Source organism: Blautia sp. HCP3S3_D9 (genome assembly GCF_052063845.1).
Lineage (GTDB): Bacteria > Bacillota > Clostridia > Lachnospirales > Lachnospiraceae > Blautia_A.
On sequence record NZ_JBQHWS010000002.1, the window covers coordinates 52,347 to 70,196 of the forward strand.

General features: G+C 38.3%; 18 protein-coding genes. 9 read left to right on the top strand and 9 right to left on the bottom strand.

The genetic code is table 11. The features are described 5' to 3' along the window. Positions 1-3: 3 nt before the first annotated feature. Genes ACTNES_RS01080 through ACTNES_RS01095 form a run of 4 tightly spaced genes read right to left on the bottom strand, consistent with a single transcriptional unit; the run spans position 4 to position 1,718 of the window. Positions 4-1,083, bottom strand: a complete 1,080-nt coding sequence (locus ACTNES_RS01080) for a site-specific integrase (RefSeq protein WP_024854000.1) — start codon at positions 1,081-1,083, stop codon at positions 4-6. A 2-nt stretch (positions 1,084-1,085) separates the two neighbouring features. Continuing rightward, positions 1,086-1,283, bottom strand: coding sequence for a hypothetical protein (locus ACTNES_RS01085; protein ID WP_024853999.1), 198 nt, complete (start codon positions 1,281-1,283; stop codon positions 1,086-1,088). Continuing rightward, complete coding sequence (locus ACTNES_RS01090; protein WP_008393122.1) at positions 1,280-1,498, bottom strand: hypothetical protein; 219 nt, start codon at positions 1,496-1,498, stop codon at positions 1,280-1,282. The genes ACTNES_RS01085 and ACTNES_RS01090 overlap by 4 nt, the downstream gene beginning before the upstream one ends. Beyond that, a complete protein-coding gene (locus ACTNES_RS01095; RefSeq protein WP_008705329.1) occupies positions 1,491-1,718 on the bottom strand; it encodes a hypothetical protein in 228 nt (75 codons plus the stop codon). Before ACTNES_RS01095 ends, ACTNES_RS01090 begins: the two co-directional genes overlap by 8 nt. Positions 1,719-2,346: 628 nt before the next feature. Between ACTNES_RS01095 and ACTNES_RS01100 the strand changes: the two genes are divergently transcribed. Both ACTNES_RS01100 and ACTNES_RS01105 read left to right on the top strand, forming a co-directional pair. Beyond that, complete coding sequence (locus tag ACTNES_RS01100; RefSeq protein ID WP_441038308.1) at positions 2,347-3,507, top strand: MarR family transcriptional regulator; 1,161 nt, start codon at positions 2,347-2,349, stop codon at positions 3,505-3,507. 1 nt (position 3,508) lies between these two features. Continuing rightward, positions 3,509-4,039: a hypothetical protein gene (locus tag ACTNES_RS01105; RefSeq protein ID WP_441038309.1), complete on the top strand. Its 531-nt coding sequence runs from the start codon at positions 3,509-3,511 to the stop codon at positions 4,037-4,039. 38 nt (positions 4,040-4,077) lie between these two features. On the opposite strand, the gene ACTNES_RS01110 is transcribed toward ACTNES_RS01105, so the two are convergent. Beyond that, entirely contained in the window at positions 4,078-4,302 is a 225-nt protein-coding gene (locus tag ACTNES_RS01110) for a hypothetical protein (RefSeq protein WP_441038310.1), read from the bottom strand. After that, complete coding sequence (locus ACTNES_RS01115; RefSeq protein WP_441038311.1) at positions 4,262-6,010, bottom strand: metallophosphoesterase family protein; 1,749 nt, start codon at positions 6,008-6,010, stop codon at positions 4,262-4,264. Before ACTNES_RS01115 ends, ACTNES_RS01110 begins: the two co-directional genes overlap by 41 nt. Positions 6,011-6,387: 377 nt before the next feature. Here ACTNES_RS01115 and ACTNES_RS01120 point away from each other — a divergent pair, with 377 nt between their 5' ends. The 5 genes from ACTNES_RS01120 (at position 6,388) to ACTNES_RS01140 (ending at position 11,738) form a co-directional block, all read left to right on the top strand. Continuing rightward, positions 6,388-6,924 carry a DUF5697 family protein gene (locus tag ACTNES_RS01120; RefSeq protein WP_441038313.1) on the top strand — a complete coding sequence of 179 codons (537 nt, stop codon included), beginning with the start codon at positions 6,388-6,390 and terminating at the stop codon, positions 6,922-6,924. Then, positions 6,921-7,592: a DUF6100 family protein gene (locus ACTNES_RS01125; RefSeq protein ID WP_441038315.1), complete on the top strand. Its 672-nt coding sequence runs from the start codon at positions 6,921-6,923 to the stop codon at positions 7,590-7,592. Before ACTNES_RS01120 ends, ACTNES_RS01125 begins: the two co-directional genes overlap by 4 nt. Positions 7,593-7,730: 138 nt before the next feature. Then, positions 7,731-8,837 (top strand): hypothetical protein, encoded by a 1,107-nt coding sequence (locus ACTNES_RS01130; RefSeq protein WP_441038317.1) that lies wholly within the window; start codon positions 7,731-7,733, stop codon positions 8,835-8,837. After that, positions 8,827-10,794 carry a VirD4-like conjugal transfer protein, CD1115 family gene (locus tag ACTNES_RS01135; RefSeq protein WP_441038318.1) on the top strand — a complete coding sequence of 656 codons (1,968 nt, stop codon included), beginning with the start codon at positions 8,827-8,829 and terminating at the stop codon, positions 10,792-10,794. The genes ACTNES_RS01130 and ACTNES_RS01135 overlap by 11 nt, the downstream gene beginning before the upstream one ends. Positions 10,795-10,811: 17 nt before the next feature. Next, complete coding sequence (locus ACTNES_RS01140) at positions 10,812-11,738, top strand: S1 RNA-binding domain-containing protein (protein WP_441038319.1); 927 nt, start codon at positions 10,812-10,814, stop codon at positions 11,736-11,738. Positions 11,739-12,221: 483 nt separating this feature from the next. Here the strand turns inward: ACTNES_RS01140 and ACTNES_RS01145 are convergent, their stop codons facing one another. The 3 genes from ACTNES_RS01145 to ACTNES_RS01155 form a co-directional block, all read right to left on the bottom strand. Continuing rightward, positions 12,222-14,843 carry a hypothetical protein gene (locus ACTNES_RS01145; protein WP_441038320.1) on the bottom strand — a complete coding sequence of 874 codons (2,622 nt, stop codon included), beginning with the start codon at positions 14,841-14,843 and terminating at the stop codon, positions 12,222-12,224. A gap of 217 nt (positions 14,844-15,060) precedes the next feature. Further along, positions 15,061-15,786, bottom strand: coding sequence for a hypothetical protein (locus tag ACTNES_RS01150; protein WP_441038321.1), 726 nt, complete (start codon positions 15,784-15,786; stop codon positions 15,061-15,063). Between the two features lie 151 nt (positions 15,787-15,937). Continuing rightward, positions 15,938-16,258 (bottom strand): helix-turn-helix domain-containing protein, encoded by a 321-nt coding sequence (locus ACTNES_RS01155; RefSeq protein WP_441038322.1) that lies wholly within the window; start codon positions 16,256-16,258, stop codon positions 15,938-15,940. Positions 16,259-16,734: 476 nt separating this feature from the next. Between ACTNES_RS01155 and ACTNES_RS01160 the strand changes: the two genes are divergently transcribed. Continuing rightward, positions 16,735-17,115 (top strand): fimbrial protein, encoded by a 381-nt coding sequence (locus tag ACTNES_RS01160; RefSeq protein ID WP_330578517.1) that lies wholly within the window; start codon positions 16,735-16,737, stop codon positions 17,113-17,115. Positions 17,116-17,136: 21 nt separating this feature from the next. Further along, positions 17,137-17,847, top strand: coding sequence for a hypothetical protein (locus tag ACTNES_RS01165; protein WP_441038324.1), 711 nt, complete (start codon positions 17,137-17,139; stop codon positions 17,845-17,847). Positions 17,848-17,850: the final 3 nt, after the last annotated feature.

A 17,850-nucleotide genomic window follows, 5' to 3' on the forward strand; every position in this document is an offset into this window, starting at 1 on the left:
CGCTTATTCCTCCTCTTCCTCATGTTTCTTATCTAGCAAACCTGCTAATTTACTCTGTGTAGACGGATACAGATGTGAATAAGTGTTCAACGTGGTTTCCACCTTTTCATGTCCAAGGCGTTCTGCAATCTCCAATGGAGCCACCCCCATATCAACCAGCATACTGGCATGGGAATGGCGGAGATCATGAAGTCGTATCCGCTTTACACCAGACCGCTCGATTCCGGTAGCCATACAATGTTCCATATGCGATTTGGTAAACCGAAAAAGTCTTTCCTTTTTCATAATTCCATACAAATGACTGCAATACTCCCTAAATTCCTCTGCAAGAAAATCCGGCATCGTAATCACACGGATACTCTTTGGAGTTTTCGGCTGCGTGATCATATCCTTTCCTTTCAGTCTCTGATAAGATTTATTGATTGATATGGTTTTCTCTTCAAGATTGATGTCATTATAAGTAAGTGCAAGCAATTCACCGATACGCATTCCGGTCCAGTACAACAAAAGAAACGCCATTCTTGTCTCCGGCTTATCACTTACTGTTTCCAGAAAAGCATTGAACTCTTCCTGCATCCAGAAGTCCTTCGGTTCTCCTTTACTCTTGCCAATCGCTCCTGCCTTCCTGCAGGGATTATCCTGCAGGTTATAATACCGCATTGCATAATTGAAGATTGCAGTCAGCTGGCAGTTCACTGTTTTCAGATAAGTAGGAGAATATCCTTTTCCATTCTTATCCTTATACGTCAGCAACTCATTCTGCCATGCACGGACGTCTGCCACCGTAATTTCACTGAGAATCTTCTTTTCAAAATAAGGCTTGATTTTCAGGTCAATAATATATCGCTTCGTGTACATAGTGTTTTCTCTGAGACGGACATCCATATCTTTGTAATAAATCTCCAGAAAATTTCCAAATTCAATATCCACACCCTGGCTCTGCTGTTGCAGGAAATCTCTTTCCCATTCCTTAGCTTCACCCTTGGTCCTGAATCCTCTTTTCTGTTTTCTTTTCCGATTTCCCTGCCAGTCTTTGTAATAGACCTGTACTTTCCAGTTTTTTCCTTCTTTGTAAACCCCCATTGCTAATCCTCGACTTTCATGCCATAAATCTTTTCTGCCAGGAATTTCGTAGAGATTTTTCCAGCTACTACAATATAGCCTTTTGCCTTCAATTCTTTGTTGTATTCTCGCATCAGACTATATGCATAAGTTTTTGAAACTCCAAGAATTGCACACACATCATCCACATCCATATACATTTTTTCCTGCATCATACTCATACCGCTTTATCCTCCTTCAAATACTGCTCAACATGTTCCAGACCATAGATCTTGTCCTCTACATAGCGGGTTGGCACCCGACCGAGAATCACATAATAGTTCTTGCTTGCCAGATCGGCATTCATTCTTTCCACTACCCGGTAAGCAAACGAAACTGATAATCCAAAGAGTTCTGCAATGTCTTCCACTGATAAATACATTTTTCTCTTACGCATGAAACCATTCCTTTCCCTCTTCCTGTGGAATCTCACAAGTATCTTCTACTCCGTAGAAACGCTTCACAAAATACTTTGTCGGAACTTTTCCTCTAAGCGTCAGGTAGCCCTGTTCTTCCAGTTCCTTGTTCAGATTTCCGATGATTTCATAAGCCGATGTCTGTTTTACTTCCAGAAGTTCACATATATCGGCTGCCTTTAAAAATAATTTATTCTGCATAATCAGTACCTCCTGTGTTTTGAATATTTATCTCTTCATATACTCTGTACTGGCAGATGCAAAATCGGACATCATTTTCCGAAATTTATCAAATTTTCTTGTTTTTTAATTCTCCATCAGTGTGATTACTGTGTCATGGAGTTTAAGCTCATCGAAAGTAAAGAACCTTTCTGTGGTATCTGTTTTCTAAATGCAGGCAACAAAAAAACAGTCTGCCTTGACGAAAATCACTTCAATCAAAACAAACTGTTCTTCATATTTACTCTAATTTTATTTTATGAGAATAACCGATTTCACGAAATTTGCAGGTGAATCTGGAATATAAACAAGAGAAAAAAATAATTTTTAAACTCCATTTGCACTCCATTTGGTCTTTTCGACACCCCGCAAAGCCTTTATTTATGGGCTTTTCCGCGATTTTTCAAGCTACTCAAACTCCAGTTTGACGGTAAGCAATATAAAGCAAAACCAATGATTTTAAGCCATTTTCAGGCAATATTGGATAGTTTGAAATAGTATGAAAAGATATCAAAAATGCAATAGAAATGCAATGAGGTGCACCTGATTCACTATCAAAGAATCGTATCCGGAGGTACTTCAATACCTTTTTAGAATGTGAGGTTATTTTATGGACTATCAATTAGAATTAAAACAAATCGTGGATTTCCCACGCTGCAGAATTTACAGAAATTTTATACGATCACTTATCGCTGACAAGAGCATCCGCACAAACGGAGGCTCTTGTCTTTTTTACTATATCGTGCTTTGCTCCTATGCTAATTACCGCTCGTCATATCGGCGAATGGAGCATATTACCTACATGGTAGGTCCTGGCGAATGGCTCTGTACTCTTTCCGATCTTCAGACATGGTTTCACTGCCGGTTCCAACATCAAGCAATCTCTATTTTAGATTTTCTGGTGAAGCAAAATTGTATTACATACTCTCTTCTTGGAAATAAGAAAATCGTAAAATTTAAGATCACTGACTGGGCAAAGGACAATACCGTTCTGGAATACAACTGTCCCTGCAAAAAGGATGATGGATTTTTCTTTTTCCCTATTGCAAAAGTCCATGAACTTATCAGCCTGGGGAAATGCTCAGAGATGGATATGTTACTGGATATGTGGATTCATGCTATATACAATGATCCAACCGTGCAAGGCTCATTCTCTGCACCTGTAGTATATTACCGAAATAACACAGGTAATCCCCTAACCAGCTTCCAGTCACTTGGAGAACGTTGGGGACATTCAAAAACCACTATATCACGTATCTTGAAAAAATTTGAAGAGTTAAACTTCATCACTCTTGTCAGCTTCAAAGGCAAACATGGCAGCATGATCTATCTTAACTACTACCTGTCTGTCATGTTTGACATCAGTGATGTAATGATAGACAAGGAGGAAATCGCTATGAACATGCAACTGCCAATCCACGTACCTGAAACCAAAGAAGAGGTCTGCGTTTCAGAAACTGTTACAGAAGAACAAATCACCGTTCCCAAAAATGAGTCCTGCGTTCCGGTTTCTCACATGAAATTTATCATCAAAAAAGTCGCAGAACTACTGCAAACACAGGGGATTCCGTGCTGCGAATGCTCCAAAACCAGGTATATATTATCTCCTTTATCAGCCTGCATAGATACAGTAAATCAATATACACTAAATATTATCTGTCCTTACGGAAAGGCTGCATATCGGTTTGAACTGACTGTCACGCCAAAAGAAAAACCTGCCGTTAACCTGCCTGCTGAAACATATATGACTACTGCGAAAGGGGGTGAATAGAATGGCTGGAAACAAAAAACAAAGCTATGCGACTCCTGAAGAAGATCCCCGCTTCCACGACACTTACAAGTTTCTGCGAAGATACCGGGATGCCACATACAGCCTGAAGGTAGTGGTCCGGCAGTTAGAAGCGCAATTCCGTATGGAATATGGAACCAGTGTGGATGATTTTCTAGATTCCGTTTATGCTGCAGGGGTAGAATTATCCGGAACTGACATAGCAGAAAGGGCAAAAAGCATTGAGCGGAGTAACAAGATGTTGAAGCTATTAGATTCTTCCGTTGATCTTCTCCGTAACAATCATAAGCACGGAGAACAGTATTACTGGATTCTCTATTATGCATTCCTGTCTCCACAGGAACTGAAAAACACGGATGAGATCCTTGAAAAGCTCGAACCGCATATCAGCAATATCTCTTATCGTACCTATTACCGGAAACGTCACGCAGCTATAGAAGCGCTGAGTACCATTCTCTGGGGTTTTACATCAAAAGAAACAATGGATATCTTGAATAGATTCTTCCCGAAATAAATAAGTGGGAGACGTCATATGACGTCTCCCTTCTCTCTCTAAATTCCAAAATTAAGTAATTCTTTCTGTTCCTTTGTTATTTTTACAGTAGGAGAATATTTATTGCTGCTAACATCCTTTACAATAGCATCCTCATAGACTTTGATCAAGGTATTAAAATCCTCATCCGTCACTCTACTACTAGACTTAGCTCTCAAAAGAGTCTGTGCTAAATCAAATTTGTCAATCGTTATTGACTTTTTTTCCGCCTTGGCTAAACTCATATTCTCCTCCTATTTTATTAAAATAATCTTTAAATTTTAATTTATTACTTGCATACTCAATTACATTTTCCATTACATGTTCTAAGCCAACGTAACTTAAACAATATAGAATATTCATTATTTGCAAAATCTCATCAGCTTCCATATTATCCCAATCAAATGAAATACCAAAAGACATAGCTGGTATTTCATTCTTTTTATATCCATCATATGTCACAGCCAATGATAGGAATTCATCCCACCTGCTATCCGTTGTGTGAAATGTTTTATCTGGATTTATTGAAGCTAACAATGTTCTTTTTTCAATATATGAATAGTATATTAAATTATTTTTATCGCCCCATTTCATATCAGTTACAGGACCACTCTTTGTTTTATCCCCATATAGTGACATTACTACTCGATGCGTATCTATACTAGGGATATAATGTCTGACGTGTACACGAACATCTCTGCTAGAAACATCTGGAAAAAAAACAGTTCTAAAGGCACAACACAAATTAAAAAGAAATACATTTATTTTATCTTCTTGTGTTACTTTTTGTTCTTTTTTACCTTTTTTTCGTGCTATATTATCTATGTCTTTTTTAATTTGCTGTTCAAATTTCCATAGTTGAACAATGACACTATCAAGTGTTTTTAATAATTCATCACTGACAATCACTTTTGTTGACATAGGTATGCTTAATTGTCTTGTCGATAATCCATAATCAACCTTTAGCGGAATAGTTAAGACTCCATCATTATTAATTTTTTTATAAAGTGTTGTATCAGGTCCAAATCCCTTTTTCTGATTTGATATCCGTAATGCACCTATTAGTTTGTTCTCATCTGGTTCGACACAATAAACGGCATAACGATACGAATCTGGGTATATTGAAGTTTTTCTTTTTATTCTACTATATCCAACTCCACTTACAAGCGTGATTATATTGGTATCTAAATCCGATTTTAAACTGACTTGCCCATTATGAATATGCCCATTCAGTATTATATCTACATTAAATTTTGTTTCATCTGCAATGTATTCTTCTAGAAGGACTCTTTCTTCATATGTAAACCAATCCATAGGATGATGCATGACCAAAAAAGTTATTCGAGGTTTAATCCTATCATCCATCTGCCTTAAAATATCATCCAATTGCACTTTTGTAACGAAAAGATTATTATAATCATTCTTGTCATAGGTTGCTAACGCTGAATTTATTCGAATAAAACGATATACTTCATTATCGTCTAAAGATATATCCGTAATTCCATAAGATTTATCACATTCTATTGTACTTTCCGAAAATTGCATACAAAAATCTACAAACGGTTGAAAACGTTTGCACATATATCCTACATCATCCTTATTATTTGTTACCTCACAATTTTCTCTGACTTTTTGTATTTCCTCATACACCATACCTTCTGGTCGTTTGGCATCATGATTTCCAGGAACAAAGACCACATTTTCTTTAGGTATACCCGCTGTATCTAATACCTCACTAATAAATGTATACATATCCTCTTTGAACAATTCAACATTCCCTTTATCAACAAAATCCCCAGTGAAAACGGCAACATCCATTTTTCCATATTTTTTTTTCTGTTGTTCAATGTCTTTTAACAAATTTACTTTAACGGTTTTAAAATCTCTATCGTTAATAAATTCTTTTGGAATATGTAAATCAGACAAATGTAATATTTTTAATGCCCGACTCATATGCTTCCCCCACTATTATATTGATTTTAAGGAAAAAAAGCGATAAAAATTTTGTTAATTCTTTTTTCCTTTTATTGTATTTTACCACTATTTTCGACATTCTGTAAAGCATCCTCCATATAAGTTTTTAAACAATTGGCACATAATAATCTCATCATTGGCACACTTCTGCGATTGTAACGCAAATTTACCCATGTTAAAATGAGTATTGCTTATAGTTTTCTTATTCATCAGCACCCTGACCGGTGCTTTTTTTGTACCCCAAAACCGTACTCACAGCAGTCCACTATCTGTACGTACACCATACGCACAGAAATCTATACGCAGGCTGTACGTATATCTATACGTACAATTACAAATACGAAGGGAGACCATCTATGAAAACACGAGAACAACTATACAAAGGAGAAGGGGCAACCCTTCTTCGGATTCTCACTACATATCACGCCTTGCATTATGAACAGGTGCTGCAACTTTTTGATAAAAACAGAGACTCTATCAAATCTCTCATCACCAGTTTGACCAAACAGGGGCGGATTTACCATGATAAAGAACAGCATTTACTATGCGACACTGAAGAGTCTGCTAATTCACCTGATATGGGGACTATTGCTGCCTTCTGGGTTCTTCTGGATTTTAAAAAGGCACTCATCTACCATACCAGTGGTGATTTTCCCGTTAAATTACATTTCTTTTCCCATGATGAAACCTATGAAATCATATATGTTGCTAATGGACAGGAAGCACTGATGAACCATGTGTTTGAAAGTATTCCTCCAAGGGAAGCATTACGAATCATCATCATTGAATCGGAAAAACAAGCGGGGAAACTTACAATTGATGGTGTGATTGCCTACTGCATGGTCACCCCTGACGGTTCTGTCAGCTACTACAAAAAGAAAGAGGTTTCATGAACACAAATACAAGAATCATATTTCAGAGATTACAGGGTGTGGAAAGCGAAATAGAAAAGCTCAGAAACACCCTTTTTGCTTTGAAAACTACAGACATTGAAAAATATGGTGCAAATTATGAAGCACTAAGCACTGATGCTGCCTTACGATCAGAACGTATCACCTGCCAGCTCAGGAATCTGGTCTATATCAATGATTTCTCTGGCAAGAACAGTTATCTAAAGCTTGCTGCAGACGCACAGGGAATCACCATTTCACAGGAACAGGAGATTTTGTCTATTACCCTTCCAGGGCTTCTCCCAAAAAGAAAAGTCCGCACTAATATGTCATTTCTTCATGAGCCACTGAATTATGCTCTGCAGGAATATGTAAAAAGCCACGACCTAGCTCTGTATAAAGACTGTGTGGTCTGCTTCAGCCAGATTTATGATCGTACTCTTTTCAACCAAAGGGTTCGTGACTATGACAATCTGGAATTCAAGCAGATTCTGGATACGATAGCAACTTACGTTTTATTGGACGATAGCGGATTGTACTGTGATTCCTATCATACAACAGAATTTGGTAATGCAGATTCGACAGTTGTCTACATCATGGAAAAATCTGCCTTTCCTGATTGGATGAAATCACATAAAGAACTATTGGAAACCATATCGGAAATTTCCTGATTTTCTTACCTATTTTTCCGACATAGGTAAAAAGAGGATTGAAGCATTATATTTCTATGCTTTTTCTACCACTGACAAAAGCCATTTTACCCAAGTACAGGCTAACATCGGTAAAAAATGAATTGAGGTGATACTTATTTGCTAAGACCAGACACTCAGAAATTCAGGCTGCTGGAACTTATCGGAATCTGTGGGGAATTTCCTGCGAATCAATTGAATCGGCTTTTTACAAGTCCTTCTTATGCTGAAAAAATCATCACTGAACTGAAGGCTGATAAGCTCATCCGCACCCACTATAAGGATAAACTCAGAGGATATCGACTGACCAAACGTTCCAAGGAACTGCTCCTCGCCTACTATCCTGCCCGCTTCCACCGCTATCTAAGTGGAAATACTGAGACTAATGTTATCCGAAGCGAACCGTCACGCCGCATCCGTCTTCATCAGAAGGCACAAACATACCTGACGTTACTCCATGCTGGAATCCCATTTTATCCGGATGGAAAACCACATATTTTTTCTGAGGAACGCGAAGCTGATTCCATCCATATGCGAAGCCTTCCTTTATTTTATTCTTCCAGAGAGATTAAAGAACTTGGGGCGGCAACAACAAAAATCAAAAATTCGCGGAGTATGGGAATCCTGATGGCACCCCATTGCATCTACGTCATCTACAATACCGGAAGTGGAGTCCTCAAGTGGGAGTATAAAACTGAAGTGCGCCTCAATGCTTTCCTGCAACATTATCTGCAGGGATATCCTTACTCCGGACATCCGAAAATTCGTGCAATTATGCTTGGTGACAATATGGAAACTGCTTTCAAACTGCTGACCAGCACTGGTGGCTACAAGCGAAGCCTCTTTATGCTGGACACCTCGTTTGAACATTTCCATTATCTCCCCAACGATTTTCAGGGGGAAACATTGATGCAGCTATTAGCAAACCCGGCAATGACAAAACAGCTTAACGAATTATTACTATCGGATATGAACGCTCGCCAGGAAGAAATACCACTGGAGCATGATGCAGTAACCAAAGATGGAAACCCTGCACTTCTTGCTTATGATTTTGACATGCAGCGAATCAATCGATTCAATACCGGACTGAATGTTTACGGCCTACACGGAAACCTGATCTGTTTTGATTTCCAGATAGCAGTTCTCAAAGAATACCTCACAGCAGACATTCAATTCTCCAGTATTGACCTTAACAAATTCAGAAGGGGGTTTTTACATGAACCGTAAATGGTGGAAGCTCATCTATCTGCTTCCAATCTGCCTCTGCACGCTCTATGCTGGCGGCTATGTGGCACAATTTATTAATAACTACCAAACCTGGAGTGCTGCCGGAAACTTTGCTGGCAATGGTACTTACCCACAGACAGCCTCCCTACATCCAAAAGCCTGCCTTATGGCATTGACACGATTTCCATATAACCTGTATGGGATTTTTTTATGCCTTCTTGCCTTTGGTCTACTAACTTTCTTAGTGATGCGGATGGGATATGACAGAAATGGCGAAATTTTTGATAAAGAGCGAAATCTAAACTACTCTACCAAGGGTACCTATGGAACTTCCGGATTCATGACTCCGGATGAGATGCACAAAGTCCTGGAGCTAACTGATCATGTGAAGAAAAATAAGGGAACAATTCTTGGCAAGCTAAACGGAAAAGCGGTTTGCCTTCCTTATGAAACACGCATGAATCGAAATGTTGCAGTTTACGGTGCTAGTGGTTCCATGAAATCCAGAGCTTATGCAAGAAATATGATTTTTCAATGCGTTACTCGTGGAGAAAGCCTGATTATAACCGATCCAAAATCAGAATTATATGAAAGTATGGCAGGATATCTGGAGAACGAAGGATATACTGTGCGGTGTTTCAATCTGGTCAACCCAGAAAACTCAGATGCCTGGAACTGTCTGATGGAAATAGACGGTCAGGAAACTATAGCCCAGGTATTTTCGGATGTCATCATTCAAAATACCGGTTCTGCCAAAGGGGATCATTTCTGGGACAATGCAGAATTAAATCTTTTAAAAGCACTGGTTCTTTACGTGGAACAGGGATTCCCCCCAGAGTCCAAGAATATCGGTCAGGTTTATAAATTGTTGACGCTGAGTTCCGAAAAGGAACTAAATAGTCTTTTTGACCTGTTACCCGTATCCCATCCGGCAAAAGTCCCTTACTGCATCTATAAGCAGGCAAGTGATACGGTAAGATCCGGTGTGATCATCGGTCTGGGTGCCAGGCTGCAGGTTTTTCAAAATAAACTGATTCGACAGATCACATCTTATGATGAGATCGACCTGACACTTCCGGGAAAAGAAAAATGTGCATATTTCTGCATCACTTCCGATCAAGACAGTGCCTTTGACTTCCTGTCATCCCTGTTCATGACTTTCGTGTTCATCAAACTGGTACGCTTTGCAGATAAACATGGCACAAATGGGCGTTTGCCAGTCCCAGTTCATATCCTGGCAGACGAGCTTGCCAATACAGGTGCCATTCTGGAACTGAACAAAAAGATCAGCGTCTGCCGATCAAGGGGACTAAGCATTTCCTGTATCTTTCAGAACCTGCCCCAGATGCAGAACCGTTATCCATATAACCAGTGGCAGGAAATCATCGGGAATTGTGATACCCAATTATTTTTAGGGTGTACAGATGAGGTCACTGCAGAATTCATAAGTTCCCGATCCGGCGATATTACCGTAGGTGTCAGTTCTGAAGCAAAGCAACTCAATACCTGGCGGGTATCTGACTATTCTCCGGAATACAGAAAAACCCAATCCATTGGAAAACGTAAACTTTTAACCCCAGATGAAATTCTCCGTCTTCCACTGGATACCGCTCTGGTCATTCTACGCGGGCAAAAGGTTTTGAAAGTAGAAAAATATGATTATACCTTGCATCCAGATGCCAAAAAGCTTGTCACAACGAAAGCATCGGAACATATTCCAAAATGGCAAGAAAATGGACAGACAGAAGAATATGACTACCTCCCAAAGCCACAAGCAAAATCTCAGAAACAGCGTACTTATACAACATCAAAAAAGACAAAAGAACCGGTCCTCCCAATTCAGGACCCCGTCTATCAGGAACCAGATTATGATGACCTTCCAAAAGATTTGTTAAAAGATGACTGGTCAGATTCGTCTGAAATGGTTCCTTTAGATAAAAATTCCATTATGTCATAAACGAAAGGAGAACATTTATGCCAAACGAAATGATTACCAACGCTACTGTATTAACTCTTGATTCCGATACCATATTGGAAACTGCCCAATCAAAGGCAGATCTAATCTGGCATGAGATCCAGAACGCATACCGTACCAGAAAGATACTGACTGGTATGCTCGGGGGGATTGAAAAAACGGAAACCGGCAGTCTAATCGCAATTATTTACTACAAAGATTTCCGGACTGTTATTCCAGTCACAGAAATGATGATCAATCTGGTACAGGATGATGCCCATGATTATGGAGAACTGTCCCTACGCCAGAATAAGATTCTCAACAATATGCTCGGCTGTGAGATTGATTTTATTGTAAAAGGACTGGATGCAAAGACGCGCAGCATTGTAGCAAGCCGTAAAGAAGCCATGCTAAAGAAACGACAGATTTTCTATCTGGAGAAAGATGCAAACGGTACCCCAAAGGTACACGAAGACCGTGTCGTGCAGGCAAGAGTCGTTGCAGTCGCAGAAAAAGTTGTACGTGCTGAAATATTTGGAGTGGAAACATCCATCCTAGCCCGTGACCTTTCTTTCGATTGGCTCGGCGATGCCAGGGAGCGCTTCCATGTAGGTGATCATATCTTGGTACGTATACTGGAAGTAAACGCAGATGATTCAGAACACATCAATGTCCGGGCAGATGTAAAAAGTGTGGAAGGCAATACCAGTAAAGAAAACATGAAGAAATGTAAGGTCCAGGGCAAATATGCCGGCACTGTAGAAGACATTCACAAAGGTACCGTATTTGTCCGTCTCTCTATTGGAGTCAATGCCATTGCCCACTCCTGCTATGACAGCCGTACCGTTGGAAAGAAAGATAACGTCTCTTTTGTCGTAACGCATATAGATGAAGAACGGAATGTGGCAGTAGGAATCATTACCAGAATCATTAAGCAAAACTTATAAAATCAGCACATGATTGCCCTACAGCATCTAGGGTATGCGAAAATTTTCACCTTATTGTCACTGGTATCTGACTGTGTTATACTTAGCAAGTATAATTGAACAAGGAAGAATGCGGATGCAATTTCGATAAGCCCTCTAGTTTTTAGAAAGAGGATGATGCCCATGAACACAATGGAAGTACTTACTTTACTATTAGTAGTTTTTGCGGCTTTGACCTACATAGATAACCGACATAATAAGAAATAGCATCCACGATAACCCTAGGAAAGTTTGATGGATGCTATGTCTTAACATAGAAATAAATTAAATTTTACTGAGGGCATCAGATCTTGCATCTGATTACCTTTCTTAATTAGATTATACACTGGGGGATGAGAGAAATCAAGTCCCCCTCTTTCAATCTGCAATTCTGCAAACTGTATCTTTGCACTTAATCCTGTTACCAGAGAAGCAATTTATTTACTGATTCACCTTAAAAACATATTACCCCCTTTGTCTACCAGTGAAAATAGTTCCACATGGCTTTTCATTTACTTGTATAGATATTTTTGCAGTTACATTTATTACTTTGCGATTATTATAGAGGAATTCTCTAAGTTCATCTTCATCAAAATCTATCGGAAGTCCATTCAAAATAGGATAATAATATTTTCTTGTTTCCCTGTCATATTCTACATTTTCTTCTTTTATACTTGGAGAATGGATTGAAACATTAATATTATGCAAGCACACCTGTATAGAATTCCTTCTCAACGCAATACCATCTTGTAAAACAGTTGTGTATATTGTCTCATAATCTTCCAAAAATCTTTTGTACTCAGCACTAATTCTATAATCTCTATTTTTCAAAATATACTGTGAACCAAGAAGTAAATGTAAATTATTCGCTGCTAAGTATTCCATAAATTCTTTATCATCAGCAAAATCATCAAATCTCTTTTTAAATTCAACAACTCCCCTTTGATATAAAAAACTTGCAATACCAAACAAAAACATTCCATCCATGTGCGAATAATATCCATTCGTACTGTTTTTGGTTCCCATTGAGCTAGTATAATCAATTAAGTTCAATAAATTAACATCTATGATTCCATTCTTTTCATCACTCTCAACTAGGATTGGAGCAAATTTTTCTTTTATATTCTTAATGGTATCATTTTTAATTTTTTCACATATCTCCTCTTCATTTATTTTGGATTCATAGTTTTCTTGTGCTTCTTTTGCCAATCTGATATATCTTTCCTTTTGTTTTTTCTTAACCATTTTTTCAAGGTCATCATACATCAAACCAACTTCTCTATCAATTTGTTCCTCAGATTTGTTACCTATAAATGTCATTCTGAATAATTTACCAAGCATTTCTTTTGTTTTATCTTCATTTCCATTCGAAACATATCTAAATGCTCGCATGTCATCAATATTCCTTTCCAGTAACTCCGGCAAGAAAAATTCGCGAGATATAAATAGAATAAGAAACAAATAAAAATCTGATGTTACAGGCTCGATAATCATAGATTTTGCGGCTTCATATTGAGGAAACAACTCAAATCTATTTACTATCCCATACATTTGGTCAAGAATGTCTAAATCCAACCATCCTGAGTTTTCTGACAACATATTAAGAAAGTCCAAAAAAGCCCCCTTCACAGCTTTGTCATCCCATATATTTAATGCCGATTGCCTAATATCCGCTGGAACACAATCATCACTTTCTCTCACTGCTAAATAATAGACGTAACAATGAACGACTAGATATAATAAAGCCTGATATTTATTGTCTAATCTAACAGTGTTCCTCATTCCTGTAAGATATAGACCCACCTTTACAATGTTTTCTTGTCCATTTACCAACATTCCATAACAATAGCAAAAGTAGGTATTGACTTTAGCCTCTAAAAAGTCTTCTGCCCTTTCTTCTGGAATGTTATAGGTCGAAAAAAGACTCCATCTGTTTAATACGTTTGCCCAAACATGCTGATTAATTATATTATTTTTATTATTCTGTTTTCCCAAATAATATCCTATGTATTTAGCAAACGAATTCAATTCACCGATTTCACTTTGGTAATTATATCTATATCTTTTAAATTTTATTTTCTCCTCTTTATTATCAACCACTTTCTCTTTGTCGTATCTAAGCCATATCGAAACCCTTAGTACTGAATCAGCTAAGTTATCAAACTTAATTCTCTTTTCTACATCTTCAACATTCATTTCATCAATACTTCGTACTAGTTCACTACAAATTTCTGTAAAAAGAGGAAACTCACTTTTATATTGATTTAGTAGAGGTCTTTTTTCTGCAATACAATTATAAATAACACTCCATAATCTGTCGTATGTTTCCTGCACAAATTCAAGCCCTTTTTCCTTTAACGCTTTTTTCTCCGATCCTAAAAGACAATATGATATACTATAGCATTGTTGTTCTATAGACGATAAGGCTTCGTCAGTTTTATAATCCCATAATGCCGACATACACTTTTCAAAGATTACAAGGAACTTTTCATAGCTTTGTTTATCTTGTGAATTAATCACATTTTCCCAGTCCAAAACAAAATTTTGATATATGTTTAATTTCTTCTCATATTCTATATCGCTTTCTAACATATAATTGACATATGCTTCTATTTCTTGATGCTGCGTATTTCTACCTTTGAAAGCAGAGTATATCTCTAGTATTGATATTAATATTGCAATTAATGTCGCTATAAACAGATATAAAACAATATTGTATAGGCCTAGAGAATGGAATATCACGCCTGACAAACACAATCCCAATGAAATAACAATAAGTACTTTTTGCGTTAATTTCCATGGTTTTATGTTTAAATAGAAATCACTTATAGATACTCCCATATAAGAATCAGAAATATTTCCTGTAATCAACGCAATAATTGTAAATATCAGAGTTCCGACTGTTGCCTGTATCTGTAAAATAGTTAATGAAAATGATTCTATGTCATCAATTGAAATTAAAATATTTCTTTCAACAAGAACATTCCAATCACAAATTGCTCCTATTATAAAAGACATAATCATAGCAATTATGCCTATTAATTCTCTTGTTTTATATGTTTTCTGTATCTGTTTCCATTCCTCCATTAATATTGATCCTTCCTTTTACAATTCGTATATTAACCTATAGCAATATCTTTCTCCGTCAAGATTGTTAATTTTATCAAACATTTTTTAATTCTTTTTGGTTTTCTGGCGCTTTTAAATGCTTCAAAATAATTACATTCTTTTCCATCAGCGATAACTAAATTTCGAATTGTCCAACTCTTTTTTCTATTATACCTCCCCTTTGCATATTCAACAATCACTCCCCTGCTTTTCCACCATTCTCTTCCAAAACCGGAGCATAAACTGCTGTAACCTTCAGTTCCTCTTCCCTGCTATCATCGACCTCTACATAATAATCTCCTACATAATATGAGGTATAATCGCCCTGTAGGGAATACAACTCTAGTGTATTAAAATCCACAAGACACAAATCTCTTGGTTTCCACGGTTCATCCTCTGGTCCGTAAGTCTCCATTACTTCCATCAATTTATCCAAGCAGTCCTGACAAAGATGTTTCTGGATATACTTCACATCCAGTGTACTGTTCTCACCGTAACTTACGGTTACCTTTGAAATTCCCCTATCAGAATTCGGGCTTGCACGAAAGAAACATTCTCCCTCTCCGGTACCTGTATATGTCGAATTAATGTGTCCTTGTGGACCTGTCAAATTTCCTGCATCATCATGATTCCGTATCTTCATATCCAATACATACCAGTTATTCACACAGATGATCCCAAGATCGTCGTATTTACGAAACAGCCCCATCAGACTGCGATTATCATTACCACACAAGTAGCAATAATCCAGATTCTTAAGTTTACTCTTTACTGGCTTCGGTGTCTTCCGATCCCACGGCACATATTCTTCCTGAAGCTCAGTCTCACTGCTTTGCCTATGACCTTCTACTTCTTTTCCAATTCCAATACCTGCCATCAGACTTACTACGCATACTGTGATAATTATTCCAATTTTCTTCATACTGCCTCCACACTTTAGAATCAGTCAATTAACTCTATTAGCGTTAGTATAGCAGATATGAAAATGTATTTCATCATATAACACATGAATTCAAAATATTCACACACTATATTGCATCTTCAGATTTTAAAAAGTCCACTCCATAAGCAGACTATTTTCCCGCTTCTTCAATCATCACTTCCAAAACACGAAGAATCTTGTTTCGCTCCTTTGCCGGCAAATGTTTCATCTTTTCTTCCAATTGCGTACATCTCGTTTTTGTTCCTACTTCCAGCACATCCATCAGAATTTCATCTGCTGATGCATTCAACGCATTAATAATTCTTACAAAAGTATCCAACTTTGGTGTCTTAACATCTCGCTCTATGGCACTTAAATAATTACAACTCAAATCAACCATCTCTGCCAGCTGTTCCTGCTTCAATCCAGCAGCTTCTCTACTCTTTTGAATCCTTTTCCCTATCCCTTGCATATTATCTTCTCCTAATCACACTAATTCTTACGGCGTTACAATCGTACTTTTAGTATATTTGCCAAGGATTTTTCTATACAGTATCTGGTAGAGTTGCCCCAACTCTAATGGTGTTGAATTAATGCACTTTTGATGTCATGGCACAGTTATGGCTCTTCCACGACCTAAACTGGCACGGTTCTGCGATTTACATGTAAATATACACATGCTAAAATTGGTATTGTCAAAATTATATGCAGGAATTGCGCAGCGGTACCGGAGTCATTGCCTCTCCCTTTTGGTACTGGCTGCGTTTTTTCTTGCAGGAGGTGAATCGGCTTTACAATTTTATACTGTATTTGCATCAGGCAGCCTGTATTGACCGGGCTGCTTTTTTGCTGCCGGATATACTGGCATGAGGCACTAAGAAACTATAAGCATCGGGGCAGGGTGGATATTCCATACTGCCCTTTTCATATGAAGGAGGTTTAACTTACGTGAGAAAACATACAGTCAAAGAAAACCCGCCGAATGAAAAGCGTCGTCCTGACTACATGCGGATTATTTACACAGCATCCCTGCTGCTCACGCTTCTGGCATGCAATATTCAGCCGGTCTTGGCAGCTAACATGTGGGACAAAGCAAATGAGATCATGAAAGATGTCTACAACCAGATCATCCTGATTTCTACCATTGCTGCTGTTGTAACGGCATCTGTTGCTCTTTTAATGATGAACTTTTCCAAATCTGGAAAGACCGTGGACGAATCCCGTGCATGGCTCAAGCGTATCGTCATCACCTGGGCAATCTTAAACGGTCTTGGCTTCATCATGGCTTACATTACACCGTTCTTTGCCGGAGGCAAATGGAATGGCTAAGCCAGGAAAGGGGGTGCCTAAATGGGAATCTTAGATGGAATTGTAGAATGGATTGCAGAGCAAGTCATGAACATTCTGAATCTTATTACCACTTCAGTCTTAGGTGCTCTGGGTTGCTCTATGGATACCTTTTTAAGATATTTCCCCGCAGCCGAGAGCATGTATCAGGTATTTCTGGCTCTGGCCATCGGTCTGATCCTACTGAACTGGGTCTGGCAGTTATTTAAGAATTACTTTGCTGGTGCCGGAATTGAGGCTGAAGATCCACTGAAATTATCCATGCGCTCTTTCATCTTCCTGTTCCTTACTTTCTATGCAAAAGATATCGTAGATCTTTTACTTGACATTGCAGGAACACCATATAGCTGGATACTGACAGAAGATCTGCCTCCGCTAAAATTCGCAGACTTTAACTCCGTTATCACAGTTATCCTCGGTGTCTGTGCCAATGGAGCTGTTGCGATTACTGCACTGATCCTGGTACTGATTCTGGCATGGAATTACATCAAACTGCTGTTTGAAGCGGCAGAGCGTTACATTCTTCTCGGCGTTCTCGTCTATACAGCCCCAGTCGCTTTCGCAACGGGCTCTTCTCAGGCAACCGGTAATATTTTCAAGAGTTGGTGTCGGATGCTTGGGGGACAATTTTTCCTGCTGCTGATGAACGCCTGGTGTCTACGGCTCTTTACTTCAATGGTCGGAACCTTCCTTGCCAACCCATTATCTCTCTAATGT